This is a genomic window from Streptomyces filipinensis (genome assembly GCF_014649495.1).
GTDB lineage: Bacteria > Actinomycetota > Actinomycetes > Streptomycetales > Streptomycetaceae > Streptomyces > Streptomyces filipinensis.
On sequence record NZ_BMTD01000028.1, the window covers coordinates 63,345 to 88,449 of the forward strand.

At 72.2% G+C, this 25,105-nt stretch carries 20 protein-coding genes and 1 pseudogene; 18 read left to right on the forward strand and 3 right to left on the reverse strand.

All coding sequences use genetic code 11. The annotated features are described in order from the left end of the window. The first annotated feature begins 45 nt into the window (after positions 1-45). Entirely contained in the window at positions 46-2,304 is a 2,259-nt protein-coding gene (locus IE244_RS37965; RefSeq protein ID WP_191878132.1) for a putative bifunctional diguanylate cyclase/phosphodiesterase, read from the forward strand. Between the two features lie 60 nt (positions 2,305-2,364). On the opposite strand, the gene IE244_RS37970 is transcribed toward IE244_RS37965, so the two are convergent. Continuing rightward, entirely contained in the window at positions 2,365-2,943 is a 579-nt protein-coding gene (locus tag IE244_RS37970; RefSeq protein WP_191878133.1) for a TetR/AcrR family transcriptional regulator, read from the reverse strand. 98 nt (positions 2,944-3,041) lie between these two features. Here IE244_RS37970 and IE244_RS37975 point away from each other — a divergent pair, with 98 nt between their 5' ends. The 12 genes from IE244_RS37975 to IE244_RS38030 all read left to right on the forward strand — a co-directional run bounded on the left by IE244_RS37975 (position 3,042) and on the right by IE244_RS38030 (position 15,207). Then, entirely contained in the window at positions 3,042-3,413 is a 372-nt protein-coding gene (locus IE244_RS37975; protein ID WP_191878134.1) for a DUF4267 domain-containing protein, read from the forward strand. Between the two features lie 26 nt (positions 3,414-3,439). Then, a complete protein-coding gene (locus tag IE244_RS37980; protein WP_191878135.1) occupies positions 3,440-3,934 on the forward strand; it encodes a cupin domain-containing protein in 495 nt (164 codons plus the stop codon). 93 nt (positions 3,935-4,027) lie between these two features. Next, on the forward strand, positions 4,028-4,324 hold the full coding sequence (gene gatC, locus IE244_RS37985) for an Asp-tRNA(Asn)/Glu-tRNA(Gln) amidotransferase subunit GatC (RefSeq protein WP_006130840.1): 297 nt from the start codon (positions 4,028-4,030) through the stop codon (positions 4,322-4,324). A gap of 5 nt (positions 4,325-4,329) precedes the next feature. Then, entirely contained in the window at positions 4,330-5,829 is a 1,500-nt protein-coding gene (gene gatA, locus IE244_RS37990; protein WP_191878136.1) for an Asp-tRNA(Asn)/Glu-tRNA(Gln) amidotransferase subunit GatA, read from the forward strand. Continuing rightward, a complete protein-coding gene (locus IE244_RS37995) occupies positions 5,826-6,065 on the forward strand; it encodes a hypothetical protein (RefSeq protein ID WP_031172803.1) in 240 nt (79 codons plus the stop codon). Before gatA ends, IE244_RS37995 begins: the two co-directional genes overlap by 4 nt. 16 nt (positions 6,066-6,081) lie before the next feature. Continuing rightward, a complete protein-coding gene (gene gatB, locus IE244_RS38000) occupies positions 6,082-7,596 on the forward strand; it encodes an Asp-tRNA(Asn)/Glu-tRNA(Gln) amidotransferase subunit GatB (protein WP_191878137.1) in 1,515 nt (504 codons plus the stop codon). Positions 7,597-7,861: 265 nt separating this feature from the next. Beyond that, complete coding sequence (locus IE244_RS38005; protein ID WP_191878138.1) at positions 7,862-10,093, forward strand: MMPL family transporter; 2,232 nt, start codon at positions 7,862-7,864, stop codon at positions 10,091-10,093. Continuing rightward, positions 10,071-10,646: a GNAT family N-acetyltransferase gene (locus IE244_RS38010; protein WP_191878139.1), complete on the forward strand. Its 576-nt coding sequence runs from the start codon at positions 10,071-10,073 to the stop codon at positions 10,644-10,646. Before IE244_RS38005 ends, IE244_RS38010 begins: the two co-directional genes overlap by 23 nt. Before the next feature lie 46 nt (positions 10,647-10,692). Next, positions 10,693-11,271 carry a hypothetical protein gene (locus IE244_RS38015; protein WP_191878140.1) on the forward strand — a complete coding sequence of 193 codons (579 nt, stop codon included), beginning with the start codon at positions 10,693-10,695 and terminating at the stop codon, positions 11,269-11,271. A 197-nt stretch (positions 11,272-11,468) separates the two neighbouring features. Further along, positions 11,469-11,660 (forward strand): hypothetical protein, encoded by a 192-nt coding sequence (locus IE244_RS38020; RefSeq protein WP_191878141.1) that lies wholly within the window; start codon positions 11,469-11,471, stop codon positions 11,658-11,660. A gap of 203 nt (positions 11,661-11,863) precedes the next feature. After that, the gene (locus IE244_RS38025; RefSeq protein WP_191878149.1) at positions 11,864-14,935 is read left to right on the forward strand and encodes a helix-turn-helix transcriptional regulator; all 3,072 of its coding nucleotides are present in this window, start codon (positions 11,864-11,866) and stop codon (positions 14,933-14,935) included. Between the two features lie 50 nt (positions 14,936-14,985). Further along, positions 14,986-15,207, forward strand: a complete 222-nt coding sequence (locus IE244_RS38030; RefSeq protein WP_191878142.1) for a DUF6191 domain-containing protein — start codon at positions 14,986-14,988, stop codon at positions 15,205-15,207. A 3-nt stretch (positions 15,208-15,210) separates the two neighbouring features. On the opposite strand, the gene IE244_RS38035 is transcribed toward IE244_RS38030, so the two are convergent. Together IE244_RS38035 and IE244_RS38040 are read right to left on the reverse strand one after the other, a co-directional pair. After that, positions 15,211-16,380 (reverse strand): PQQ-dependent sugar dehydrogenase, encoded by a 1,170-nt coding sequence (locus IE244_RS38035; RefSeq protein ID WP_191878143.1) that lies wholly within the window; start codon positions 16,378-16,380, stop codon positions 15,211-15,213. 289 nt (positions 16,381-16,669) lie between these two features. Further along, entirely contained in the window at positions 16,670-17,668 is a 999-nt protein-coding gene (locus IE244_RS38040; protein WP_191878144.1) for an aldo/keto reductase, read from the reverse strand. Between the two features lie 76 nt (positions 17,669-17,744). Between IE244_RS38040 and IE244_RS38045 the strand changes: the two genes are divergently transcribed. From IE244_RS38045 to IE244_RS38065, 5 genes and pseudogenes are all read left to right on the forward strand, one after another. Continuing rightward, complete coding sequence (locus IE244_RS38045; protein WP_191878145.1) at positions 17,745-18,698, forward strand: 2-hydroxyacid dehydrogenase; 954 nt, start codon at positions 17,745-17,747, stop codon at positions 18,696-18,698. A gap of 385 nt (positions 18,699-19,083) precedes the next feature. Beyond that, positions 19,084-22,110 (forward strand): putative bifunctional diguanylate cyclase/phosphodiesterase, encoded by a 3,027-nt coding sequence (locus IE244_RS38050; RefSeq protein ID WP_229854684.1) that lies wholly within the window; start codon positions 19,084-19,086, stop codon positions 22,108-22,110. A gap of 352 nt (positions 22,111-22,462) precedes the next feature. After that, positions 22,463-24,310 (forward strand): acetolactate synthase large subunit, encoded by a 1,848-nt coding sequence (locus tag IE244_RS38055; protein ID WP_191878146.1) that lies wholly within the window; start codon positions 22,463-22,465, stop codon positions 24,308-24,310. Positions 24,311-24,331: 21 nt separating this feature from the next. Beyond that, positions 24,332-24,856 carry an acetolactate synthase small subunit gene (gene ilvN, locus IE244_RS38060; protein WP_031174275.1) on the forward strand — a complete coding sequence of 175 codons (525 nt, stop codon included), beginning with the start codon at positions 24,332-24,334 and terminating at the stop codon, positions 24,854-24,856. Positions 24,857-25,000: 144 nt separating this feature from the next. Next, positions 25,001-25,105 (forward strand): annotated as a pseudogene (locus IE244_RS38065) (ketol-acid reductoisomerase); the annotation flags it as partial.

Genomic DNA, 25,105 nt, shown 5'->3' on the forward strand with positions numbered 1-25,105 from the left:
TCGGGCCGCGTGGCGTGGGCACCGCCGGCTGTGAGAGGGACGGGAATGGAACCGACCGAGAGCGCCGCCCCCGACTCATGGCTGCGCCTGCGCCGTCGCGTGGGCACCTGGCGGGGGACCCGGTGGACGGGACGGGGCCACGGGCGCACGGGCGGCCGGACCCCCGCGTGCGGACCGGGCGCCGCCGCCGACACCCACCCGCCCATACCCCTGGCCATCGCGCCCGCCCCCGGTCTGGCCGGCACGGCTGCCGGTACCGACACCGACACCGAACGGCACCTGTCCTGGCCCGCCCTGCCCGCGTTTGTCGTGGCCGCCGCCGCGTTGGTCCTCGGCGCCGGCTTCTACCGCGCCTTCAGCGGCCACCACGCCCTCTTCCCGTGCGGCACGGTCGGCTGGTCGCTGGCCCTGCTCACCGGCGTCATCGTCGGCCATCTGGTCATGCTGGGCCGCGCCCGCTGGTGGGGCGGCACCGGCTCCGGCGCCGCCCTCACCCTCGCCGTCCTGCTGCTGTACGGCTGGGTTCCCGCCGGCATGGTCAGCCTCACCGTCGTCGTCCTGGTCGGTATCGCCCGGCGTCACCGCTGGCGGCAGGGCGTGCTGCTCGGCGCGGTGGACCTCCTCGGCATCGCCGCCGGCGCGCTGCTGCTCGGCGCGTTCGGCCGGGTGCCGAGCGTCGAGACGCCCTGGCGGCCGGCCACCTGGAGCGTCGCCACCGCCCCCGAGGTCGTCCTCGTCGCCGTCGCCTACCTCGCGGTCAGCCGCGGCCTGCAGTGGTACCTGTACGCCCCACGCAGCGGCAAGGTGCCCACCGTGGCCCGTACCGCCCTGGTCAGACAGGGCCTGGTCGCCGTCGCGCTGCTCGGCATCGCACCGCTGCTGTGCGTCGTCGCCGACGCCGAGCCGGTCCTGCTCCCGCTGTTCGCCATCCCGCTCGTCGCCCTGGACTCCAGCCTGTGGATGGCACGCGCCCGTGCCGAGGAGCAGCTGCGCGATCCGCTGACCGGGCTGCCCAACCGGCAGTGGCTGCTGGAGCGGATCTGGACGGCCCTCGACGACGCCGAGCGCATCGGTGCCCGCTCCGCCCTCATGCTGATCGACCTCGACCGGTTCCGGTCGGTGAACGACACCCTCGGTCATCTCGCCGGCGACCGGCTGCTGCTGCAGATCGCCGACCGGCTGCGGCTGGCCCTGCCGCGCGGGGCGGAGGCCGCCCGGCTCGGCGGTGACGAGTTCGCCGTGTTACTGCCCGTCGCCGACTCCACCACGTCGGCCACGCGCGTGGCGCGCGGTCTGGTCGCCGCGCTCAGTTCCCCGCTGGACCTCGACGGGCTCACCCTCGTCCTGGAGGCCAGCGCCGGCGTCGCCGTCTTCCCCGACCACGCCCTGGACGCCGAAGGCCTGCTGCGCCGGGCGGATGTGGCCATGTACCAGGCCAAGCGGGACCGTACGGGCGTGGAGGTGTACGAGTCCAAGCGGGACTCCAACACCCCGGACCGGCTCGGCCTGCTGGGCGACCTGCGGCGGGCGCTGGACGCGCACGAGGTGCAGCTGCACTACCAGCCCAAGGTCCGCTTCGACGGTCAGGTCGCCGGCCTGGAGGCACTGGTCCGCTGGGTGCATCCCGAGCGAGGGAAGGTTCCGCCGGACGAGTTCATAGCGATCGCCGAGTCCTCCGGGCTGATGCCCCATCTGACGGAGTACGTCCTGGAGACCGCGCTCGCGCAGGTCGCCCGGTGGCGCGCGCAGGGGCTGCGGGTCCCGGTGGCCGTCAACGTCTCCCCGCGTGACGTCCACACGCCCGGTTTCGCGGGGTCGGTCGCCGCGCGGCTGGCCCGGCACGGCGTCCCCGCGGGGGCGCTGCAGCTGGAGATCACCGAGCATGTGCTGCTGGAGGACCCGCAGCGGGCCGCGGACACCCTCGCGGGCCTGACCGGGCACGGCGTGAAGATGTCGCTGGACGACTTCGGCACCGGGTACTCGTCGCTGGTGCATCTGCGGCGGCTGCCGGTGAGCGAGCTGAAGATCGACCGGTCGTTCGTGGCCAGACTCGCCGTCGACACCGAGGACGCCGAGATCGTGCGGTGCACGGTGGATCTGGCGCATTCGCTGGGGCTGCTGGTCGTCGCCGAGGGCGTGGAGGACGACGAGACGTGGGAACGGTTGCGGGATCTGGGGTGTGACGCCGTGCAGGGATGGCTGGTCGCCGCGGCGATGCCGCCGGAGGAGACGACGGCGTGGCTGCGGGCACGGGGGTCGCGGGGGTGGCAACGGCCTCGGGCCGCGCTGCCGGCGGCCGAGTAGCCTTCCGCACCGCGGTTCCCCGCACCCCTTGCGGAGCGCTCCACCGCGCCCTGGATCCGTTCAGCCGCGCATGAGGTGCGTGATCAGCAGGGCCAGCCGGCCTTCGTGTGCCTCCGGCGGCAGCCGCCCGGTCCTCGTCAGCGTGGCCAGCCCGTGCAGCCCCGCCCAGAACGTCTCCGTCAGCAGGCCGGTGTCCTCGCCCTCGGCGGTGACCGGCTGCACGGCGGCGAGCAGCTCGCCGAACGCCTCGCGGTGCGGTGCCGGGGCCTCCTCCGTCGCGGACGGCAGGTCGACCAGGCGGGTGAAGATCGCGTCGTAGAGGGCGGGCCGGCGCCGGGCGAAGGACGTGTACGTCCCCGCCACCGCCGCCAGCCTCTCCCGCGTGCCCGACACCGACGCCCGCGCCTGCCGTAGCTCGGCCGCCAGCTCGGCGCACCCCTGGACGGCGACCGCCGCCATGATCGCGTCCTTGCCCTTGAAGTGGCTGTAGAGGACCGGCTGGCTGTACTCGATCTCGGCGGCCAGCCGGCGCGTGGTCACCGCGTCCCAGCCCTCCGTCTCGGCCAGTTCCTGGGCGGCCCTCACGATCAGCCGCTCACGGTCCGCTCGTTCGCGCTCCCGGCGCCTGGGGATCCTCATGGGAAGAAATTCTAGCAACGCTAGCAAATCTGTCGACGCTCTGATAACTTCGCTCTTGTTGCTAGCGCTGCTAGAAACGCCGACGAGGGAGAAGAGACATGACCGTCACCGCGTACACCCTGGCCGTCCTGCTCGACCTGTTCTGCGTATTCCTCGGCTACCGGTTCCTGTTCCAGCCGGGCCCGGCCGCGGCCGGCTACGGCGTCCCGGCCGACCCCCGGGGCGACGCCGGCGCCTACCTGTCGGTCAAGGGCCTCAGGGACGGCACCTTCGGGGTGCTGGGCCTGGCCCTGCTGGCCTTCGCCGGAGCCCACGCGGAGGCGTGGTTCATGGTCGCCGTGGCGCTCGTACCGTTCGGCGACACGCTGACGGTCCTGCGCAACGGAGGTACGAGGGCCGTCGCGTTCGGGATCCACTTCGCCACCGCCATCGTGGTACTGATCAGTGCCGGACTGCTCTTCGCGGTCTGACCGCATCCGACAGGGGGAAACGCGTCATGTCGCTGTTCGTGCCGAAGTTCGACGACACCGTCCTCGTCCGGGACGCCGAGGCCGAGGTGGTCGGCCGGGCGCCCACCACCGTCAAGCTGCTCGCCGACAGCAGCGCCACCGGGGGCGCGCTGTCCACGGTGCGGGTCACCCTCGCCGAGGGCGCCGACGGGGCCCGCCCGCATGTGCACCACCACTCCGCCGAGATGTTCTACCTGCTCGACGGCGCCGCCGAGGTCCTCTCGGGTGATGACGTCGTCACCGCCGAGCGCGGCGACCTGGTCATCGTCCCGCCGGACCGGCCGCACGCCTTCGCCGCCGCCCCCGGCGCCACCGCCGACCTGCTCATCGTCATCACCCCGGGGGTCGAGCGCTTCGAGTACTTCCGCCACCTCCAGCGCATCCGGCTCGGCGAGGCCACGGTGGAGAGCCTCCTGGAGGTGCAGGAGCGGTACGACAACCACTTCCTCAGGAGCGACGCCTGGGACGGCCGGCACCGCTGAGCGCGGGGGCCCGGCAAACCGTTTCACGGGCACCGGGCCCCGCCCCATAGGATTGGGCTCAAACCACACACACTCACCCCAGAGGATCGCTGCATGCCTGGCATCACGCGCGAGGAGGTCGCCCACCTCGCCCGGCTGGCGCGTCTGGAGCTGAAGCCCGAAGAGCTCGACCACTTCGCGGGACAGCTGGACGACATCATCGGCGCGGTCGCCCGCGTCAGCGAGGTCGCCGACCAAGACGTACCGCCGACCTCGCACCCGCTCCCGCTGACGAACGTCATGCGCGCGGACGAGGTCCGTCCCTCGCTCACCCCCGAGCAGGCGCTCTCCGGCGCCCCCGCCCAGGAGCAGCAGCGTTTCAAGGTGCCGCAGATCCTGGGGGAGGAGTGACCACCATGACGGACAGCAACATCATCAAGCTCACGGCCGCGCAGATCGCCGAGAGGATCGCCTCCGGCGAGCTCACGGCCGTCGAGGTCACCGAGGCCCACCTGGCCCGCATCGAGGCCGTCGACGAGAAGGTGCACGCCTTCCTGCACGTCGACCGCGAGGGCGCCCTCGCCCAGGCCCGCGCCGTGGACGAGAAGCGGGCGCGCGGCGAGCGGCTCGGCCCGCTGGCCGGCGTTCCCCTCGCGCTCAAGGACATCTTCACCACCGAGGGCGTGCCCACGACCGTCGGCTCGAAGATCCTGGAGGGCTGGATCCCGCCGTACGACGCGACGCTCACCAAGCGGCTGAAGGCCGCCGACGTCGTCATCCTCGGCAAGACCAACATGGACGAGTTCGCCATGGGGTCCTCCACCGAGAACAGCGCCTACGGCCCGACCGGCAACCCGTGGGACCTCACCAAGATCCCCGGCGGCTCCGGCGGCGGTTCCTCCGCCGCCCTCGCCGCCTACGAGGCCCCGCTCGCCATCGGCACCGACACCGGCGGCTCCATCCGCCAGCCGGCCTCCGTGACCGGCACGGTCGGTGTGAAGCCGACGTACGGGGCGGTCTCCCGCTTCGGCATGGTCGCCTTCTCGTCCTCCCTGGACCAGGGTGGCCCCTGCGCCCGTACGGTCCTGGACGCCGCCCTCCTCCACGAGGTCATCGCCGGGCACGACCCGCTGGACTCCACCTCCATCGACGCCCCGGTCCCGCCGGTCGTCGAGGCGGCCCGCAACGGCAGCGTGCAGGGCATGCGCGTCGGCGTGGTCAAGCAGTTCCGCGGCGAGGGCTACCAGGCCGGTGTCATCCAGCGCTTCGACGAGTCCGTCGAGCTGCTGAAGGGGCTGGGCGCCGAGATCGTCGAGCTGGACTGCCCGTCCTTCGACCTCGCCCTGTCGGCGTACTACCTGATCGCGCCCTCCGAGTGCTCCTCCAACCTCGCCCGTTTCGACGGCCTGCGCTACGGCCTGCGCACCGGGGACGACGGCAGCCACTCGGCCGAGGAGGTCACCTCCCTGACCCGCGAGGCCGGCTTCGGCCCCGAGGTCAAGCGGCGCATCATGCTCGGCACGTACGCCCTGTCGAGCGGCTACTACGACGCGTACTACGGCTCCGCGCAGAAGGTCCGCACGCTCATCACGCGTGACTTCGAGAAGGCCTTCGAGCAGGTCGACGTGATCGTCTCCCCGACGACGCCGACCACCGCCTTCCCGATCGGCGAGCGCGCCGACGACCCGATGGCGATGTACCTCGCGGACCTGTGCACCATCCCGACCAACCTGGCGGGCAACGCGGCCATGTCCCTGCCCTGCGGTCTCGCCCCGGAGGACAACCTCCCGGTGGGCCTGCAGATCATCGCCCCGGCGATGCAGGACGACCGCCTGTACAAGGTGGGCGCCGCCGTCGAGGCCGCCTTCGTGGAAAAGTGGGGTCACCCGCTGCTGGAGGAGGCTCCGTCACTGTGAGCAAGCTGTCCAAGGCCAAGGACTTCAAGAAGTCCAAGTCCGGTACGTACCTGTCGATGGGCACCACCGCGTTCGGCGCGTTCGGTGTCGCCAAGCAGATCAAGAAGGCCCGTGCCGAGCACGACACGCTGCGGCTGATCGACGCCACGGTCTCCGCCGTCGCGATCGTCACCGGCCTCGCCATCCTCTACCGCGAGCTGAAGCGGCTGGGCGACGACGACGTCCTGCTGGGCTGAGAGGGAAGTTTTCACCGTGACCACCACGACCGACCTGGTGTCGTACGAGGACGCGCTGGCGTCGTACGACCCCGTCATGGGCCTTGAGGTCCATGTCGAACTCGGCACCAAGACCAAGATGTTCTGCGGCTGTTCGACCGAGCTCGGTCAGGACGCCAACACGCAGACCTGCCCCACCTGCCTCGGCCTGCCCGGCGCGCTCCCGGTCGTCAACGCGACCGGCGTCGAGTCCGCGATCAAGATCGGTCTCGCGCTGAACTGCGAGATCGCCGAGTGGTGCCGCTTCGCCCGGAAGAACTACTTCTATCCGGACATGCCGAAGAACTTCCAGACCTCCCAGTACGACGAGCCGATCGCCTTCAACGGCTACCTCGACGTGCAGCTGGAGGACGGCGAGAGCTTCCGTGTGGAGATCGAGCGCGCCCACATGGAGGAGGACACCGGCAAGTCGACGCACGTCGGCGGCGCCACCGGCCGTATCCACGGCGCGTCCCACTCCCTGCTGGACTACAACCGCGCCGGCATCCCGCTCATCGAGATCGTCACCAAGCCGATCGTCGGGGCCGGCGAGCGCGCGCCCGAGGTGGCGAAGGCGTACGTCCGTGAGCTGCGCGAGCTCATCCGTGCCCTCGGCGTGTCCGAGGCCCGCATGGAGATGGGCCAGATGCGCTGCGACGTCAACCTGTCGCTGATGCCCAAGGGCAGCGAGAAGTTCGGCACGCGCTCGGAGACGAAGAACGTCAACTCCCTGCGCTCGGTGGAGCGTGCGGCCCGCTACGAGATCATGCGCCACGCGGCCGTGCTCTCCGGCGGCGGCACGATCGTCCAGGAGACCCGCCACTTCCACGAGGACACCGGGTCCACCACCTCGGGACGCGTGAAGGAGGAGGCCGAGGACTACCGGTACTTCCCGGAGCCCGACCTCGTCCCGGTCGCGCCCTCGCGCGAGTGGGTCGAGGAGATCCGCGCGGCGCTGCCCGAGCTGCCGCTGGCCCGCCGCACCCGGCTGCTCGCCGAGTGGGGCATCTCCGCCACCGACATGCAGGCGATCCTCAACGCCGGCGCGCTGGACCCGATCGTCGCCACGATCGACGCCGGTGCCGACGCGGCCTCCGCCCGCAAGTGGTGGATGGGCGAACTGGCGCGCAGCGCCAACGAGTCCGGCAAGGCGCTGGACGAGCTGGCGATCACCCCGGCGCAGGTGGCCAGGGTCGCCGAGCTCGTCGCGAAGGGCGACCTGAACGACAAGCTGGCGCGCCAGGTCATCGAGGGCGTCCTCGCGGGCGAGGGCACCCCGGACGAGGTCGTCGACAAGCGCGGTCTGAAGGTCGTCTCCGACGAGGGCGCGCTGACCGCCGCCGTCGAGGAGGCCATCGCCGGCAACCCGGGCATCGCGGACAAGATCCGCGGCGGCAAGGTCGCCGCGGCCGGCGCCCTGGTCGGCGCGGTCATGAAGGCGACCCGCGGCCAGGCCGACGCGGCCCGCGTCAAGGAGCTGATCCTCCAGAAGCTGGGCGTCAGCGAGGGCTGAGCACCTGTCGTACGGCCCCGGAGGCATGTCCTCCGGGGCCGTACGCCTTTTCTGACGTCCCGAAGTGCACCCCGGGGCGACAGAGTTCGGTGAAGTGTCCTGTGATGTCCCTCCCACTCTTGTGAATAACCCCACGATCACGGCAAACGATCACTTTCGCCTGCAAGAGTGTCCTGCGATTCCTCATACGTTCTTCGCGGGCTCTTCACCTCATGGACGATCGTTCCCGGTCAAAGATCCACGCACCATCACTGGGAGCACGTCCGTGGCAGACCTCGCCCGTTGGTGTGTCCGGCACCGGCTGATCGCCGTGCTGCTGTGGCTCCTCGCCTTCGGCGGGGTCACCGCGGCCGCCGCCGTCGCCGGTTCGTCGTACTCGAACGACTACGACGTCCCCGGTACCGAGTCCGGCCGCGCGGCGCAGCTGCTCCAGGACGGCTTCCCGGGCCTGGGCGGGGACAGCGACACCGTCGTCTGGCACACCGTCAGCGGCACCGTCCGCGCCGCCGGCGTCGAACGGACCATGACCCGCACCCTGCACCGGATCGCCTCGCTGCCCGACGTCGCCTCGGTGACCGGCCCGTACGGCAGGCACGGCGCGCACCGGATCAGCGCCGACGGGCGTACCGCCTACGCGACCGTCACCTTCACCCGGCCGGCCGACCACGTCGGCGCGTCCGAGGCGCGGGCCGTGGTGCGCACCGCCAAGGCCGCCCAGGGCGACGGGCTCCGGGTGGAGCTGGGCGGCAGCGCGATCGGCCTCACGGAGTCCCCGCGCGAGCACACCGCCGAGGTGGTCGGCGTACTCGTCGCGGCCGTCGTGCTGTTCCTCGCCTTCGGTTCGCTCGCCGCCTCGGCGCTGCCCATCGCCACCGCCCTGGTCGGCGTGGGCACCGCCTACGCCGGCATCGGGCTGCTCGGACACGCCATGACCGTCGCCGACTTCGCACCGATGCTCGGCATGCTGATCGGCCTCGGCGTCGGCATCGACTACGCGCTGTTCATCGTCACCCGGCACCGGCGCGGCCTGAGACGCGGCCTGAGCGTCACCGAGGCCGCCGTGAACGCCGTGGCCACCACGGGACGCGCGGTCGTCTTCGCGGGTGCGACGGTGTGCATAGCCCTGCTGGGGATGCTGACCCTGCGGCTGGGCTTCCTCAACGGCGTCGCGGTCGCCGCCTCGCTGACGGTGGTGCTCACCGTCGCGGCCTCGGTCACCCTGCTGCCTGCCCTGCTGTCGTACATCGGCCCCCGGGCCCTCAGCCGCCGGGAGCGGGGCCGGCTCGCCGCGCACGGACCCCGCCCGGAGCTGCCCACCGGTCTGGCCGCCCGCTGGTCGGCGCTCGTCGAACGCCGCCCCAAGCTGCTCGGCTCGCTCGCCGTCGCCGTCGTCGCGCTGCTCGCCCTGCCGGCCCTCTCCCTCCACCTCGGCACCTCCGACCAGGGCAACGATCCGCGTACCTCCACCACCCGCAAGGCCTACGACCTGCTCGCCGACGGCTTCGGCCCCGGAGTGAACGGACCGCTCACCCTGGTGACCCGGGTGGACGGCGGCGCCGACGAGCTCGCCCTGGACAACCTCGACACCACCCTGCGCGCCACCCGCGGCATCGCCTCCGTCACCCCGGCCACCTACTCCGCCGGCGGCGGCACCGCCTACCTCACCGTCGTCCCCGACGCCGCGCCGCAGTCGCAGGACACCAGCGACCTCGTGGACCGGCTGCGCACCGAGGTGCTGCCGCGCGCGGAGACCGGCACCTCCCTCGACATCCAGGTCGGCGGGGTCACCGCCGGCTACGACGACTTCGCGGATGTGATCGTCGGCAAACTGCCGCTGTTCGTCGGCGCGGTCATCGGACTCGGCTGTCTGCTGCTGCTCGTCGCGTTCCGTTCGCTCGGCATCCCGCTGAAGGCCGCAGTGATGAACATCGCCGCCGTGGCCGCCGCGTTCGGCATCGTGGTCGCCGTCTTCCAGTGGGGCTGGGGCAGCGAACTGCTCGGCCTCGGCCGGGCGGGTCCCATCGAGCCGTTCCTGCCCGTGATCATGGTGTCCGTCCTCTTCGGACTCTCCATGGACTACCAGGTCTTCCTGGTCAGCCGGATGTACGAGGAGTGGCTGGAGACCGGCGACAACCGGCGCGCCGTCCGCGTCGGCCTCGCCGAGACCAGCCGGGTCATCAACTCGGCCGCGATCATCATGATCTCGGTCTTCCTCGCCTTCGTGCTCAGCGGCGACCGGGTGATCGCCATGTTCGGCATCGCCCTGGCCTCGGCCGTCGCCGTGGACGCCTTCGTGCTGCGCACCCTGCTCGTGCCGGCGCTGATGCATCTGCTCGGCGCCGCCAACTGGTGGCTGCCCGCCTGGCTGGAGCGGCTGCTGCCCCGCGTCAGCATCGAACCGCCCGAGTGCCGCGCCGCGCATGAGAGGCTCGGCGAGGTCTCGGTGGACGAACTGCGGAAGGACCAGCAGCACGATGTACGCGATATCCCTGGGTGACGACGGAGCCGAGCTGCGGCCCCTGGAGGTCTGGCACGCCGAGGAACTCCTCGCCGACATCGACCGGGGACGGGAGTTCATCGGCCGGCACATCGGGCTGCCGGACGTGATCACCGACCTGGACAGCGCCCGGGCCTATCTGAAGTCGTACGCCGACAAGCGCGGCGCCGACGCCGGCAGCCTGCACGGCATCTGGCTGGGCGGGAAGCTGGTCGGCGGCCTGCTGTTCCGCGTGTGGGACACGTCGGGCGGAGTGTGCGAGGCCGGCTGCTGGCTGGAGCCGGCCGCGGCCGGGCGCGGACTGGTCACGCGGGGCATGCGGGTGCTGCTGGAGTGGGCCTTCGAGGAGCGCGGCATGCACCGGGTGGAGTGGCTCGTCTCCACGGCCAACGAGCCCAGCATCGGCGTGGCCCGGCGGCTCGGCATGACCCGCGAGGGCGTGCTCCGCGAGAACTACGCGTACCGGGGTGTGCGTGCCAGCACCGAGGTCTGGGCGGTGCTCGCCCCCGAGTGGCGTGCGGCACGCGCGCGTGGCGCGCACAACGATCATTAAACGATCATTAAGGGACCTCTCAGACAGGGTCCGTACGGTGCCGGGCATGGCTACGAAGACAGAGGAAGACGCCAGGACCGGTACCGAGGCGCAGGCCGACGAGACGGCGGTGGAGGCCGTCACCACCGAGGACGAAGCCGCGCGGGCGGAGACCCGCGAGGACGACTCCGAGCAGGCGGAGACCACTGAGGAAGGGGTCTTCGGAGAGCAGGAACCCGAGGAGAAGGTGCCCTCCGGGGTCGGCCAGGGCGCCGGGGCCGTCGTCTCGGCGGCACTGGGCCTCGTCTCGCTCAGCGGCGGCTGGATCGGCACCGTCGCCGGCGCCCGCGAGCAGCTCGTCGGCCAGCTGCGGACCTCCTCCACGGCGGGCGTCGCCACCCAGATCAAGGCGGTCTACGGCAACGCCTGGCAGAGCACCGCGCTGTGGGCCGGCCTGTTCGCGCTGGCCGCGCTGCTCACGGGCGTGGTCGTGCTCGCCCGGCCCGCCTTCGGCGCCCCCGGCCGCCCCCAGGCCCCCTGGACCAAATCCGTCGCCTGGGCCGGTGTCTCGCTCGGTGTCATCGGGCTGCTGCTGGCGGGTCTGAAGTACTCCGACGTCCTGCTCGGCCTGCCCTCGACCGGCTGAGAACCCGCAGGTCCCCGGGGGCCTTAGGGAGTCCATGAGCACCTTAGGGACTCCCTGAGGCCCCTTACGCACGCGTGCGGCCCCTACGCCGCCCGAAGATGCGGAACTCTCCCGATGTGGCACACCCCCCTGGGAGACGAAGGTGGAGGCATCGCAGAAAGCGACGCACGACACCGACTCTCCTCGAAGGACACGCCGTGATCGAGATCGAGTACCACAAGATGCGCTCCGCCCAGTTGATCCGCGAGGCCGAGCAGGAGCGCCTGGCCCGCAGGATCGCCCGGATGAACCGCACCGCCCGCCACGAGGGCCCGGCCGGCCACGACAGCGCCGCCGCCGAGTCCCATACCGACCGCCCCCGCCGGCACCGGATCCCACGCACCGCGTGAACACCGGCCCGGCGGACCGCGGCGGGACGGCGGGCGGCCGTACGGGGGTCGGCCGCCTCCCGGACCTCCCGGACCAGGGTCGTACGACTGCCCACCCCAGTCGTACGACCCCTCCGTCCGTCGGCACCACCCTCCCGGCCGCCGGTACGACGATCGCACCGGATCTGTGGAAAACCGGTGCCCCGACGTCCGCACCCCGTGCGATGCTCGGGCCCGTGGAGACCAGGTCCGTCAGTCCCGTGTTCGTCGGCCGCACCGAAGAACTGGACACCCTGAACAACGCACTCGCCCGCGCCCGCGCCGGCGAGCCGCAGGCGCTGCTGCTCGGCGGCGAGGCCGGCGTCGGCAAGACCCGCCTCGTCGAGGAGTTCGCCACGGCCGCCGGCCGGCACGCCGTCGTCGCCGTCGGCGGCTGTGTGGAGATCGGCGCCGACGGGCTGCCGTTCGCCCCCTTCTCCACCGCCCTGCGCGCCCTGCGCGACGCCCTGCCCGAGGAGTTCGCCGCCGCCGCGCGCGGCCAGGAGGAGGAACTGGCCCGCCTCCTGCCCGACCTGGGCGAGGCCGGCGCCGGCCGCCACGACGAGCAGGGCATGGCCCGCCTGTTCGAACTCACCGCCCGGCTGCTCGAAGGGATCGCCGCCGACCGACCCGTCGTGCTCGTCCTGGAGGACCTGCACTGGGCCGACGCCTCCACCCGCCACCTCCTCGCCTACCTCTTCCGCACCCTGCGCGCCGGCCGGCTCCTCGTCCTCGCCAGCTACCGCTCCGACGACATCCACCGCCGCCACCCGCTGCGCCCCCTGCTCGCCGAACTCGACCGGCTGCGCACCGTCCGCCGTATCGAACTCGCCCGCTTCACCCGCGAGGAGGTCGGCCGCCAGATCGCCGGCATCCTCGCCGCCGAACCGGACCCCGCCCAGGTGGACGAGATCTTCGAACGCTCCGACGGCAACGCCTTCTTCGTCGAGGAGCTCGCCGTGGCCGCCTGCGACGGCGGACGCACCGGCCTCACCGACTCCCTGCGCGACCTGCTGCTGGTCCGGGTCGAGGCGCTGCCCGAGAGCGCCCAGCGGGTCGCCCGGGTCGTCGCCGAGGGCGGCTCCACCGTGGAGTACCGGCTGATCGCCGCCGTCGCCCGGCTCGGCGAGGACGACCTCATCGAGGCGCTGCGGGCCGCCGTCGGCGCCAACCTGCTCACCGTCACCCCGGCCGGCGACGGCTACCGCTTCCGGCACTCCCTGGTCCGCGAGGCCGTCGCCGACGACCTGCTGCCCGGCGAACGCTCCCGGCTCAACCGCCGCTACGCCGAAGCCCTGGAGGCCGACCCCACGCTCGTCCCGGCCGACGCGCGGGTGATGCGCCTGGCCAGCTACTGGTACCACGCCCATGACGCCGCCAAGGCCCTGCCCGCCGTCCTGGACGCCTCCGTCGTGGCCCGCCGCCGACACGCCTACACCGAGCAGCTCGGGCTCCTGGAACGGGCGATGGAACTGTGGGACAGCGTCCCGGAAGAGGTCCGCTCGGCCCTGCGCCCGGTCGACTACACCGAGGTCTACCCCCCGTGCGGCTGCGACCCCGCCACCACCCCGCTGCGCTACCTCGACCTCATGGCCGAGGCCGCCGTCGCCGGCCGCTTCGGCGGCGAACGCGAACGCGCCCTGAAGATCACCAAGCGGGCCCTGCGCCTCCTCGACGACGAGCCGGACCCCCAGCGCGCCGCCTGGTTCTGGGTGCAGCGCTCCCGACTGGTCCAGGCCCAGGCCCGCGGGGACGGCTGGCAGGAACTGGCCACCGCCCGGGACCTGGTGCGCGGTCTGCCCCCGTCCGAGGTGCACGCCGAGGTGCTGGCCCTCGCCGCCGGCTGGTCCATGCTGCACCGGCCCGGACCCGAGGCCTTCGCCGCCGCCGAGCGGGCCGTGGAGTACGCGCGCATGGTCGGCGCCCGCGACATCGAACTGCACGCCCGCCTCACCCTCGGCGGACTCAGGGTCGACTCCGGAGACCCTGAGACCGGCCTTTCCGAGATGCGGCAGGTGCTGCGGGACACCCTCGCGGAGGGCGCGCACTACGTCGCGGGCCGCGCCTATGTGAACCTGCCGTCCGAGCTGCAGAGCGTCGGCCGCGACCGGGAGGCCGCGCCGCTGATGCGCGAGGGCATCGCCTTCGCCCGCCGGTACGGCCTGCTGGACTCCGAGGCCTGGATATGGGGCAACCTGTCCGCCGCGCTCTACTCGCTGGGCCAGTGGCCCGAGGCCGCCGAGGCCGCCGCGCACGCGACCCGGGGCGCCCACAGCGCCAAGCCCCGTGGCGCGGGCGCGCTGCGTCTGGCACACCTCGCGCTGGCCCGCGGCGACCTCGCCGAGGCGGCCCGGCAACTCGCCGCCGCCCGCGCCCACTACGGCACCCACGACCCCATGCCCCAGCAGCTCCTGCCGCTGGCCCGGGTCTCCCTCGGCGTCGCCGCCGAGGAAGGCCGTATCGCCGACGCCCGCGCCGAACTGCTCCAGGCCCTGGACGGCGGCTTCCCACCCGGCACCCACCAGTACGGCTGGCCCCTGCTGCGGGCCGCCGCCACCGCCGAGGCCGACGTCCGCGCCCTGCCCGCCGCGCAGCCGGGCCGCACCGAGATCCTCGACCGCCTCGGCGAAGCCGTACGCCGGCTCACCACCGGCGCCCCGCTCTGGCAGGCCTACGACCTGTGGACCCGCGCCGAACTGCGCCGGACGGAGGGCACCGACACCCCCGACGACTGGTCGCCGGTGGTCACCGCCTTCGAGTACCTGGACCGCCCGTACGAACTCGCCCGGGTCCGCCACCGTCTCGCCGGAGCACTCCTGTCCTCCGGCGCCACACCCCCGGCGGATACGTCCACCGGGGGCGACGACGCACGCGACCGCGCGCTCGAACTGCTCCGGCTGGCGGGGGCGGTCGCCGCCCACCTCGACGCCCGGCCCCTCGCCGACGCCGTCAGCCGGCTCGCCCAGCGCGCCCGCCTCAACCTGACCCGCACCCCACGGCAGGCCCTCACTCCCGCGGACCCCGCCGCGGCCCTCGGACTCACCAGCCGCGAGCGGGACGTCCTTCGCCTGGTCTCGGCCGGCCGCACCAACCGCCAGATCGCCGAGGAGCTGTTCATCTCCCCGAAGACGGCGAGCGTCCATGTCTCCAACATCCTGAGCAAACTCGGTGTCTCGGGCCGCGGAGAGGCAGCCGCGGTGGCACATCGGCTCGGGCTGTTCCCGGCCGAGACGCTCACTGCCGGAACGACGGGCTGATGCCTAGGCTGGAAAAAAGGCCATGAGGAGGAGAAAGCGGGGGAGAGGCCGTGTTCAACGCCTTTGAGGAACTGTTCGCACCCAGTCGCAAACACACCCGGGACGAAGAGAACCGGCTTGAGCTGACCCGCGAGGACGTCGGCGACAACGATCCCGGACGGGGTCCGATAGACCTGGCGTCCGGGAAGGCCGTCATACGGCTGCCGGAACCACCACCGGCCGCGACGGAGCCGGCGGCGAGCGGGGACGAGGGGCGGACCGGCGAGCGCTGAGTCCTAGTTCACCCGCGCCTCCAGCACCCGGTCGTCCCCCTTCTTCGGGTGTCCCCGGCCGTCCGTGTTGCTCGTCACCAGCCACACCCGGTCGCCGCCCGCCGCGACCACCGTCCGCAGCCGGCCGTACGTCCCGGAGAGGAAGGCCTGCGGTGCCGCGGCGGCCTCCGTGCCCCGCAGCGGGACGCGCCACAGCCGCTGCCCCTTCAGGCCGGCCATCCAGATCACGCCGTCCACACAGGCGATGCCGCTGGGGGAGGCGTCATCGGTGTGCCACTGGGCTATCGGGTTCTGGAAGGCGGCGTCGGAGGACCTGCCCTCGGCCTTCGGCCAGCCGTAGTCCGCGCCCGGCTTGATCGCGTTCAGCTCGTCCCAGGTGTCCTGGCCGAACTCCGAGGCGAACAGCCGCTGTTTGTCGTCCCAGGCCAGGCCCTGGACGTTGCGATGGCCGTACGAGTACACCGGGGAGCCGGGGAAGGGGTTGCCCGGAGCCGGTTCGCCCTCCGGGGTCAGACGCAGGATCTTGCCGCCCAGGGACTTCCTGTCCTGGGCCAGGCCGCGCTCGCCGCTCTCGCCGGTGCCCGCGTACAGCATGCGGTCCGGGCCGAAGGCGATGCGGCCGCCGTTGTGGATGACGCCCTTGGGGATGCCCTTGAACACCGTGTCGGGAGCGCCGAGTTGTTCACCGGCGGGCTTTCGCTCGTCGTAGAGCACGCGGACGATGCGGTTGTCCGAGGCGGAGGTGAAGTAGGCGTAGATCATGTGGTCCGAGGCGTAGTCGGGGGAGAGGGCGATGCCCAGCAGACCCCCCTCGCCGGCCGGGGAGACACCGGACACCTTGCCCAGCTCGGTCGTGCGGCCCGTCTTCTCGTCGATCCGGGTGATCGTCCCGTCGTCGCGGGAGGAGACCAGCAGACCGCCGTCGGGCAACGGAGCCAGCCCCCACGGCGTCTTCAGGCCCTCGGCCACGGTGCGCAGCACCTTCACCGAGCCCTTGGCCGGCGGGGCCGGCTCGGTGGCCCGGCCGGAGGGGGGTGCGCCCGGCGCCGTACCCGTGGGCGGCGTCCTTCCGGCGCCGCCCGGGGATCCCCCTCCGTCGGAGGAGCAGCCGGCGGTGAGCAGGAGGGCGGCTGTGGCCAACACGGCCGACACGGCTCGACGTTGCACGATCATGGTCCCTTCGAGGCGGTGGTCCAGCAGCAGGTGCTACCTCTCATACACCGCCCGCCCCGCCCGGGTTCCCGATCCACCCGACCCGAACGCGAAAGCCCAGCCCCCGGGCCCGGGCAGCCACCCCCGGTCCCGCCCCCAGGGACTCACCACCCCAGCCGACCCGGCTCCACGGACTCGCCTGGCGCGACCGATCCCGGCCCCGGTCCCGGCCCGCCCACAGCCCCGCCCACCCGGCCCCCCGCCCCGGCGGCCTCCTCGGTCCCGGCTGCCGAGGCCGGCCCGTTGTTTCTCAGTCCCAGGAGTCGTGGGCCGGCGGTAGCCGGGAGATCTCTGCCAGGTCCTCCTCGGTCAGGTGCAGGCCGGGTGCTGCCGCGTTCTCCGCGGCCCAGCGCTCCGTCTTCGTGCCCGGGAGGGCGATCACGTGGCGTCCCTGGGCCAGGACCCAGGCCAGGGCCACCTGGGCCGGGGTGACGTCCTCGCCGTGGCGGCGCGCGATGCGGCGCAGGCCCGCGACGATCGGCTGGTTGGCCGCCATCATCTCCGCCGTGAAACGGGGATGGCGAGCGCGCAGGTCGTCCGGTTCGAAACCCTCGCCGGGAGTCAGCGTGCCGGTCAGGAAACCGTTGCCCAGGGGCATCGCCGCGAGGAGCCCCACACCCCGGGCGTCGCACCACGGCAGCAGCGCCTGCAGCGCCTCCGGCGACCACACCGACAGCTCCGCCTCCACGGCCGCCACCGGGAACACCTGCTGCACCCGCTGCAGCTGGCGCAGCGTGGTGTCGTGCAGCCCGGCCCCCGAGCGGCGGCCACCGCGCGCGCCGACCGCGCACAGCCCCAGCGCCCGGACCTTGCCCGCCCGCACCAGTTCGGCCATCGCGCCCCATGTCTCCTCGACGGGGACCTCGGGGTCCGCGCGGTGCAGCTGGTAGAGGTCGATCACATCCGTCTGCAGGCGCCGCAGCGAGGCGTCGCAGGCCCGCTTCACGTATCCGGGACGGCCGTTGGCCACGATGTGCTGCTCACCCACCAGCAGCCCGACCTTCGTGGACACGAAGGCGTCCGCGCGCCGCTCCTTCAACACCCGGCCCAGCAACAGCTCGTTGGTGAACGGGCCGTACATGTCCGCCGTGTCCAGGAGGGTCGAGCCCAGGTCCAGCGCCCGGTGCACGGCTCTGAGCGAGGTCTCGCCCCGCTGCCGCGACCCGCTGTACGCCCAGCTCATCGGCATGCACCCGAGTCCGACGGCCCCCACCGCGAGCGCCCCCGCGCCGATCGTCCTGCGCTCCACCTGCTCGTGAACCTCCCTCTGCCCGGCCCCCAACCTAACCTCTGCACGCGCGCGTACCTGACATAGCCTCCTTGCCATGACTGCTGACGTGTGGCTTCCCATGGCGCCGGAGGGGATCGACGGGCTCCCCGAGGGACCCCGGTACCTGTTCTGGGACGGCGGCGAGGACGGTGACCAGCCCTTTCCCGGTGACCCGGCCGACTGCGCCGTCTACGTGGTGCCCTACATGAAGCCCGTGGGCATCGCCGTGCGCCCGCTGCCGCGGATGACCTCCGTCGAGGTCGTACAGACGCTGACGGCGGGCATCGACCATGTGCAGCCGGGCCTGAAACACCTGCGCCCGGGCGTGCGGTTGTGCAACGCGCGCGGGGTGCACGAGGCGAGCACCGCCGAACTGGCCCTGACCCTGGTCCTCGCCTCCCTGCGCGGCATCCCGGACTTCGTACGGGCCCAGGAGCGCGGTGAATGGCTCGGCGGATTCCGGCCCGCCCTCGCCGACAAGTCCGTCCTCATCGTCGGTTACGGCTCCATCGGCGCCGCCATCGAGGACCGGCTCACGCCTTTTGAGCTCGCGCGGGTGGCGCGCGTTGCGCGCTCCAAGCGCACCACGGCGCGCGGTCCAGTGCATCCGCTCACCGAATTGCCCTCTCTGCTTCCACACGCCGATGTCGTGATCCTCTCCACGCCCTTGACGGAGGAGACGCGAGGCCTGGTCAGCGCCGGGTTCCTCGCGCGGATGAAGGACGGGGCGCTGCTCGTGAACGTGGCACGCGGCCCCGTCGTGGACACCAAGGCACTGCTGGCGGAGCTGGAGAGCGGCCGTATCACCGCGGCCCTGGACGTCACCGACCCCGAGCCGCTGCCGCCCGGACACCCGCTCTGGCAGGCGCCGGGCGTGCTCATCAGCCCGCACGTGGGCGGCCCCACCTCGGCCTTCTCACCACGCGCGAAGCGGCTGCTCGTCGACCAGCTGACCCGGTTCGTGAACCACGAGCCGCTGCGCAACGTGATCCTCACGACGGGGGCGTAGCCCGCTTCCGGCACCCTCCGCAACCCCCCGGACGCGGCGCGTACGCGCATACCCGCTGGTCGTCACGGAGCGTAGAGAAGCTATGTCCCTGAGTGACGATCCTGGTGTATCGTCCCGACAGGGGCTGCGCCGTGGAACGTTCGGCGCCGGGGATGGACAGTTCAGATTTCTGAGGGGGGCGACGGGCGATGCACGGCCTATGGACGAACGATCCGACGCGGCGGAGCCGCCGACGGCGACCCTGGCGCACGGCCACGCGCAGACGCGGCCACCACACCAGCCACCACAGCCACCAGCAGCGCAGGCCCAACGGCCGCAGGAGGCATGCGCACCCAGCGCACCGGGACCGTCGGGACGCGGGAGCGGCGCGGACCGGGAGGCCCCGGTGAGTGCGCCGCCCTCTGTGACGACCGCCCTGGACGGAGCCGTGCGCGCCCCCCACCCGCAGCAGGCGCCGGCGCCCCGCCGGCCGGCCGCCGACGAGGGCACCCGCACGGCGGAGCAGCTCGTCCTCGCGGTGATCTGCGCGGCCTACGCCGTCGGAGCCGCGTTCGACTGGGGTACGGAGCAGATCGCCGACGTCATGGGTGACTTCGGGCTGAGCGCCGCGGCGGCCACCGCCGCGGTCTCCTGCTTCCGCTACGCGCGCACCACGCGCGTGCGCTTCCGGTCGGCCTGGCTGCTGTTCGCCCTCTCCCAGCTCATGGCCGCGCTCGGCGACGCGGTCTGGGGGTGGTACGAGGTCGTGCTCGGCGAGCAGGTGCCCCAGGTCAGCTGGGCGAACCTGTTCTTCCTGTGTTTCGCGCCGCCCGCCATCGTGGGCCTGCTGGTCTTCGCCAAGCGGCCGGTGACGAAGGCGGGCTGGATCTGCCTGGCCCTGGACGCCTGGCTGATCGGCGGCTCCCTGCTCACCCTCTCGTGGAGCCTCGCGCTCGCCCAGGCGGCCCGCTTCGACGGACCGAGCGTGCCGCGCACCGCGCTGCTGCTGGCGTACCCGCTGCTCGACATCGCGCTCGTCAGCATGGTGCTCGCGCTGCACTTCCGCCGCACCCCGGGCAACCGGACGGCGGTGAACACCGTGATCGGCGCGCTCGCGCTGATCGTGATGTGCGACGCGCTGTTCACCTCGCCCCTGCTGCAGAGCAGTTACCACTCCGGGCATCTGCTGGACGCGGGCTGGTTCGCCGGTTCGCTGCTGCTCGCCTACGCCCCGTGGGCCGCGCCCCGGCGCCTCGCGGCGCAGGAGGCCCGGGCGGCGGAGGGGCACACGCGTGTGGTCCACGAGCATGTGCCCGGCCAGCGCGGCACCGGCCATCACCACGTGTCCGTGCCCGCTGCGGGCGCCGAGCACAGCCGGTACCCGTCCGGCCGGCCGCTGACCGGTTCCCTCGCCGCCCTCACCCCGTACCTCGCCGCCGCCGTGTGCACCCTGGGCATCCTGTACAACGTCCTCAACGGCCGCCGGCCCGACCACGTCGTGCTGATCACCGCGGGCGCCGTCGTGCTCGCGCTCGTCATCCGGCAGGGCATCATGCTGCTGGACAACATCACCCTCACCCAGGAGCTGGCGCAGAAGGAGAACCACTTCCGTTCCCTGGTGCAGGGCTCCAGCGACGTCATCATGATCGCCGCGCCCAACGGCATCCTGCGGTACGTCTCCCCGGCCGCCGCCGGGGTCTACGGCCGGCCCGCCGAGGAGCTGGTGGGCAGCGAACTGGCCAGTCTCATCCACCCCGAGGACCTGGGCTGTGTGGTGCACGAGGTGCGCCGCTTCCTCGCCGCCAGCCCGCCGCAGGAACCCACCACCCGCATCGAGTGCCGCTTCCGGTCCGGCGACGGCGGCTGGCTCAACGTGGAGTCGACGGTCAACCGTCACCACGGCGGGCTGATCTTCAACAGCCGGGACGTGACCGAACGGGTGCGCCTGCAGGCACAGTTGCAGCACAACGCCGAGCACGACCCGCTGACCGACCTGCCCAACCGCGCGCTGTTCACCCGACGTGTGCAGCAGGCGCTGTCCGGCCGCCGGGCCACCGACCGGGGCGCCGCCCTGCGCAACACGGCCGTGCTCTTCATCGACCTGGACGGCTTCAAGGCGGTCAACGACACGATCGGGCACCAGGCCGGGGACGAGCTGCTCGTCCAGGCCGCCCGCAGGCTCCAGGACGCGGTCCGGCAGGGGGACACGGCGTCCCGGCTGGGCGGCGACGAGTTCGCGGCACTGATCGTCGGGGACGGCACCCGCGACCGTGCCGCGAGGGAGCGGAACATCCTGGAGCTCGCCGAACGCCTCCGGGTGACCCTCTCCCAGCCGTACCCGATCGACGGCAACGATGTCCGGGTCAACGCCTCCATCGGCGTCGCCTTCGCCGAACCGGGCCTCGGAGCGGGCGAGCTGCTGCGCAACGCCGACCTCGCGATGTACCGCGCGAAGGCCGCCGGAAAGGGCCGGGTCGAGCTCTACAAGCCGCAGATGCAGCAGGACGTCGTACGCAAGGCGGAGCTGGCCACCCGGCTGCGTGCCGCACTGCACGACGGAGAGTTCGCGCTGCTGCACCAGCCGGTGGTGTGCCTGGAGAGTGGCCGGATCACGGCGGTCTCGGCACAGGCGCGCTGGCGCTCCTCGCAGGGGGTGCTGTTCACCCCGGCCGAGTTCCTGAGGGTGGCCGAGGACGGCGACAAGACCGCCGAGCTGGACCGCTGGGTCCTGCAGGAGGCCGTCGAGCAGGCCGCCGAGCGGGCCGCGACCGGGCTCGTCGTACCGGTGGCCGTCCGGATGGGCGCACGGCGGCTGCTGGACCGCTCGATGCCGCTCGGCGCCGTGGAGGCCCTCCTGACCCGGCACGGGCTGCCGCCCGGGGCGCTGGTCCTGGAGCTGTCCGACACCGATCCGCTGATCTGCCTGGACGAGCTGGAGCGCCGGCTGACCGCGCTCGGCCGGCTCGGGGTGCGGATCGCGCTGGACGGCTTCGGCAGCGGCCACGCGGCCATCACGGCCCTGAGAAGGCTCCCCGTGGACGTCCTGAAGCTCGACCGCAGTCTGGTCGAGGGCGTCGTGGAGTCCGCGCGGCTGCACAAGATCACCAGCGGTCTGCTGCGTATCGCCGGCGATCTGGGGCTGCAGTCCGTGGCCGAGGGCGTGGACCTGCCGGAGCAGGTCGTGGCGCTGCGCGCGATGGGCTGCACGCACGGACAGGGCATGGCGTTCGCCGGGCCGCTGGACGAGTACCGGCTGCGCCGGGCGCTCGGATCCGGCCACTATCCGGTGCCCCACGCACCGGCCGAACCGGCGTTCGCGGGCGGCGTGCGGGAGCCGCAGGCACGCATCGGGGTCGAGGGGGCGACCGCGCGACGGCCCGACGGGCTGAGCACGGTGGTGGCCTCGACACCCACCGGTGCGCCCCGGGGCTGAACGGGCCCCGTGGAGGGGCGCGGGGGTGTACACAGGGAGTGTGGCCGCCGTCTTGGGAGGTGACAGTGGACTCCGCTCACATAATGAGACGCCCATCCCACCCACTTGACACGTGGTGTGTGGCGGGGGGAGGGTCAGTGCCATGCGCACCCGAATTCTCGTACTTGGACAGCGCGTCGGCTGAGCTGGGACCCACCGGAGGACGATCCGGAATGCCCAGCGACCTCACCGACGCGCTCCCCTCGCTTGCCTTGCGGCACGAGGGGTTTTTTGTTGCACGAGTGCCGCTCGTGCAGCGCTTGAACTCCGCACAAACCTCGCAAAAACCCTCAGCATCGAGAAGAGAATGCCGATGACCGAGCAGGCCACCGGGGCCCATCCGCAGCCGCGGCCCCGATCCGGAGGACAGCAGTCCGCCCCCGTCGAGCACGTCACGGGTGCGCAGTCCCTCATCCGCTCCCTTGAGGAGGTCGGCGCGGACACGGTGTTCGGCATTCCCGGCGGTGCGATCCTCCCGGCGTACGACCCCCTGATGGACTCGACGCGGGTCCGTCATGTGCTGGTCCGCCACGAGCAGGGCGCCGGCCACGCGGCCACCGGTTACGCGCAGGCCACCGGCAAGGTCGGTGTCTGCATGGCGACCTCAGGGCCCGGTGCCACCAACCTGGTGACGCCGATCGCCGACGCCCACATGGACTCCGTGCCGATGGTCGCGATCACCGGCCAGGTCGCCTCGAAGTCGATCGGTACGGACGCCTTCCAGGAGGCGGACATCGTCGGCATCACCATGCCGATCACCAAGCACAACTTCCTCGTCACCAAGGCCGAGGACATCCCGCGGGTCATCGCGCAGGCGTTCCACATCGCCTCCACCGGCCGCCCGGGCCCGGTCCTGGTCGACATCGCCAAGGACGCCCTGCAGGCGAAGACGACCTTCACCTGGCCGCCCACCATGGACCTGCCCGGCTACCGCCCGGTGACCAAGCCGCACGCCAAGCAGATCCGCGAGGCCGCCAAGCTGATCACCTCCGCCAGGCGGCCCGTCCTCTACGTCGGCGGCGGCGTCCTCAAGGCACACGCCACGGCCGAGCTGAAGGTCCTCGCCGAACTCACCGGAGCGCCCGTCACCACCACCCTGATGGCGCTCGGCGCGTTCCCGGACAGCCACCCGCTACACCTGGGGATGCCGGGCATGCACGGTGCGGTCGCCGCCGTCACCGCGCTGCAGAAGGCCGACCTGATCGTCGCCCTCGGTGCCCGCTTCGACGACCGCGTCACCGGCAAGCTGGACAGCTTCGCCCCGTACGCCAAGATCGTCCACGCCGACATCGACCCGGCGGAGATCGGCAAGAACCGCGCCGCGGACGTGCCGATCGTCGGTGACGCCCGCGAGGTCATCGCCGATCTGGTCCAGGCGGTGCAGAAGGAGCACAGCGAGGGCCACAAGGGCGACTACACCGCCTGGTGGAGCGACCTGAACCGGTGGCGCGAGACGTACCCGCTCGGCTACGACCAGCCCGAGGACGGCTCGCTCTCGCCGCAGGCGGTCATCGAGCGCATCGGACAGCTCGCGCCCGAGGGCACGATCTTCGCGGCGGGCGTCGGCCAGCACCAGATGTGGGCCGCGCACTTCATCCAGTACGACAAGCCCGCCACCTGGCTGAACTCCGGCGGCGCCGGGACGATGGGCTACGCGGTCCCGGCCGCCATGGGCGCCAAGGCCGGACAGCCCGCCGAGACGGTCTGGGCGATCGACGGCGACGGCTGCTTCCAGATGACCAACCAGGAACTGACCACCTGCGCGCTGAACAACATCCCGATCAAGGTCGCCATCATCAACAACGGCGCCCTCGGCATGGTCCGCCAGTGGCAGACCCTCTTCTACAACCAGCGCTACTCCAACACGGTGCTGCACAGCGGCCCCGACGACGTCAACCCGCAGGCGAAGGGCACGCGCGTGCCGGACTTCGTGAAGCTGTCCGAGGCGATGGGCTGCGTGGGCCTGCGCTGCGAGCGCCCGGAGGACCTGGACAAGGTCATCCAGGAGGCGAACTCCATCAACGACCGCCCCGTCGTCGTCGACTTCGTCGTCCACGAGGACGCGATGGTGTGGCCGATGGTCGCCGCCGGCACTTCCAACGACGAGATCCTGGCCGCCCGGGACGTCCGCCCCGACTTCGGCGACAACGAAGACGACTGAGCGAGAGAGACGTAACAGACCATGTCCAAGCACACGCTCTCCGTCCTGGTGGAGAACACCCCGGGCATCCTGGCCCGGATCGCCGCCCTGTTCTCGCGGCGCGGCTTCAACATCGACTCGCTCGCCGTCGGCGTCACCGAGCACCCCGACATCTCCCGCATCACCATCGTGGTGAACGTCGAGGACCTGCCCCTGGAGCAGGTGACCAAGCAGCTCAACAAGCTGGTCAACGTGCTGAAGATCGTCGAGCTGGAGCCCGGGCAGGCCGTCCAGCGCGAACTGGTCCTCGTGAAGGTGCGCGCCGACAACGAGACCCGCTCGCAGATCGTCGAGATCGTCCAGCTGTTCCGCGCCAAGACGGTCGACGTCTCCCCGGAGGCCGTCACGATCGAGGCCACCGGATCGAGTGACAAGCTGTCCGCCATGCTCAAGATGCTGGAGCCGTTCGGCATCAAGGAGCTGGTGCAGTCCGGCACCATCGCGATCGGCCGCGGCTCCCGCTCGATCACCGACCGCTCGCTTCGCGCCCTCGACCGAACCGCGTAAAGCTGAACCTGAGCGAACCGCGCAAGGCCGGATCCGGGCGGCCGGAGGCGACCGTCCGCCCGGATGCCGAGATTCCGAGACTTCCCTTCCCCCCACCGGCATACGGTGGGACGCACAACCTGCACACCAAGGAGAGAACCCAAAGTGGCCGAGCTGTTCTACGACGCTGACGCCGACCTGTCCATCATCCAGGGCCGCAAGGTCGCGGTCATCGGCTACGGCAGCCAGGGCCACGCCCACGCGCTGTCG

Bases quoted from the DNA above. Each gene is read 5' to 3' on its own strand.
- IE244_RS37965 (WP_191878132.1), top strand. From the start codon at position 46: ATGGAACCGACCGAGAGCGCCGCCCCCGACTCATGGCTGCGCCTGCGC.
- IE244_RS37970 (WP_191878133.1), bottom strand. From the start codon at position 2,943: ATGAGGATCCCCAGGCGCCGGGAGCGCGAACGAGCGGACCGTGAGCGG.
- IE244_RS37975 (WP_191878134.1), top strand. From the start codon at position 3,042: ATGACCGTCACCGCGTACACCCTGGCCGTCCTGCTCGACCTGTTCTGC.
- IE244_RS37980 (WP_191878135.1), top strand. From the start codon at position 3,440: ATGTCGCTGTTCGTGCCGAAGTTCGACGACACCGTCCTCGTCCGGGAC.
- gatC (WP_006130840.1), top strand. From the start codon at position 4,028: ATGCCTGGCATCACGCGCGAGGAGGTCGCCCACCTCGCCCGGCTGGCG.
- gatA (WP_191878136.1), top strand. From the start codon at position 4,330: ATGACGGACAGCAACATCATCAAGCTCACGGCCGCGCAGATCGCCGAG.
- IE244_RS38010 (WP_191878139.1), top strand. From the start codon at position 10,071: ATGTACGCGATATCCCTGGGTGACGACGGAGCCGAGCTGCGGCCCCTG.
- IE244_RS38015 (WP_191878140.1), top strand. From the start codon at position 10,693: ATGGCTACGAAGACAGAGGAAGACGCCAGGACCGGTACCGAGGCGCAG.
- IE244_RS38025 (WP_191878149.1), top strand. From the start codon at position 11,864: ATGCTCGGGCCCGTGGAGACCAGGTCCGTCAGTCCCGTGTTCGTCGGC.
- IE244_RS38035 (WP_191878143.1), bottom strand. From the start codon at position 16,380: ATGATCGTGCAACGTCGAGCCGTGTCGGCCGTGTTGGCCACAGCCGCC.
- IE244_RS38045 (WP_191878145.1), top strand. From the start codon at position 17,745: ATGACTGCTGACGTGTGGCTTCCCATGGCGCCGGAGGGGATCGACGGG.
- IE244_RS38055 (WP_191878146.1), top strand. From the start codon at position 22,463: ATGACCGAGCAGGCCACCGGGGCCCATCCGCAGCCGCGGCCCCGATCC.
- ilvN (WP_031174275.1), top strand. From the start codon at position 24,332: ATGTCCAAGCACACGCTCTCCGTCCTGGTGGAGAACACCCCGGGCATC.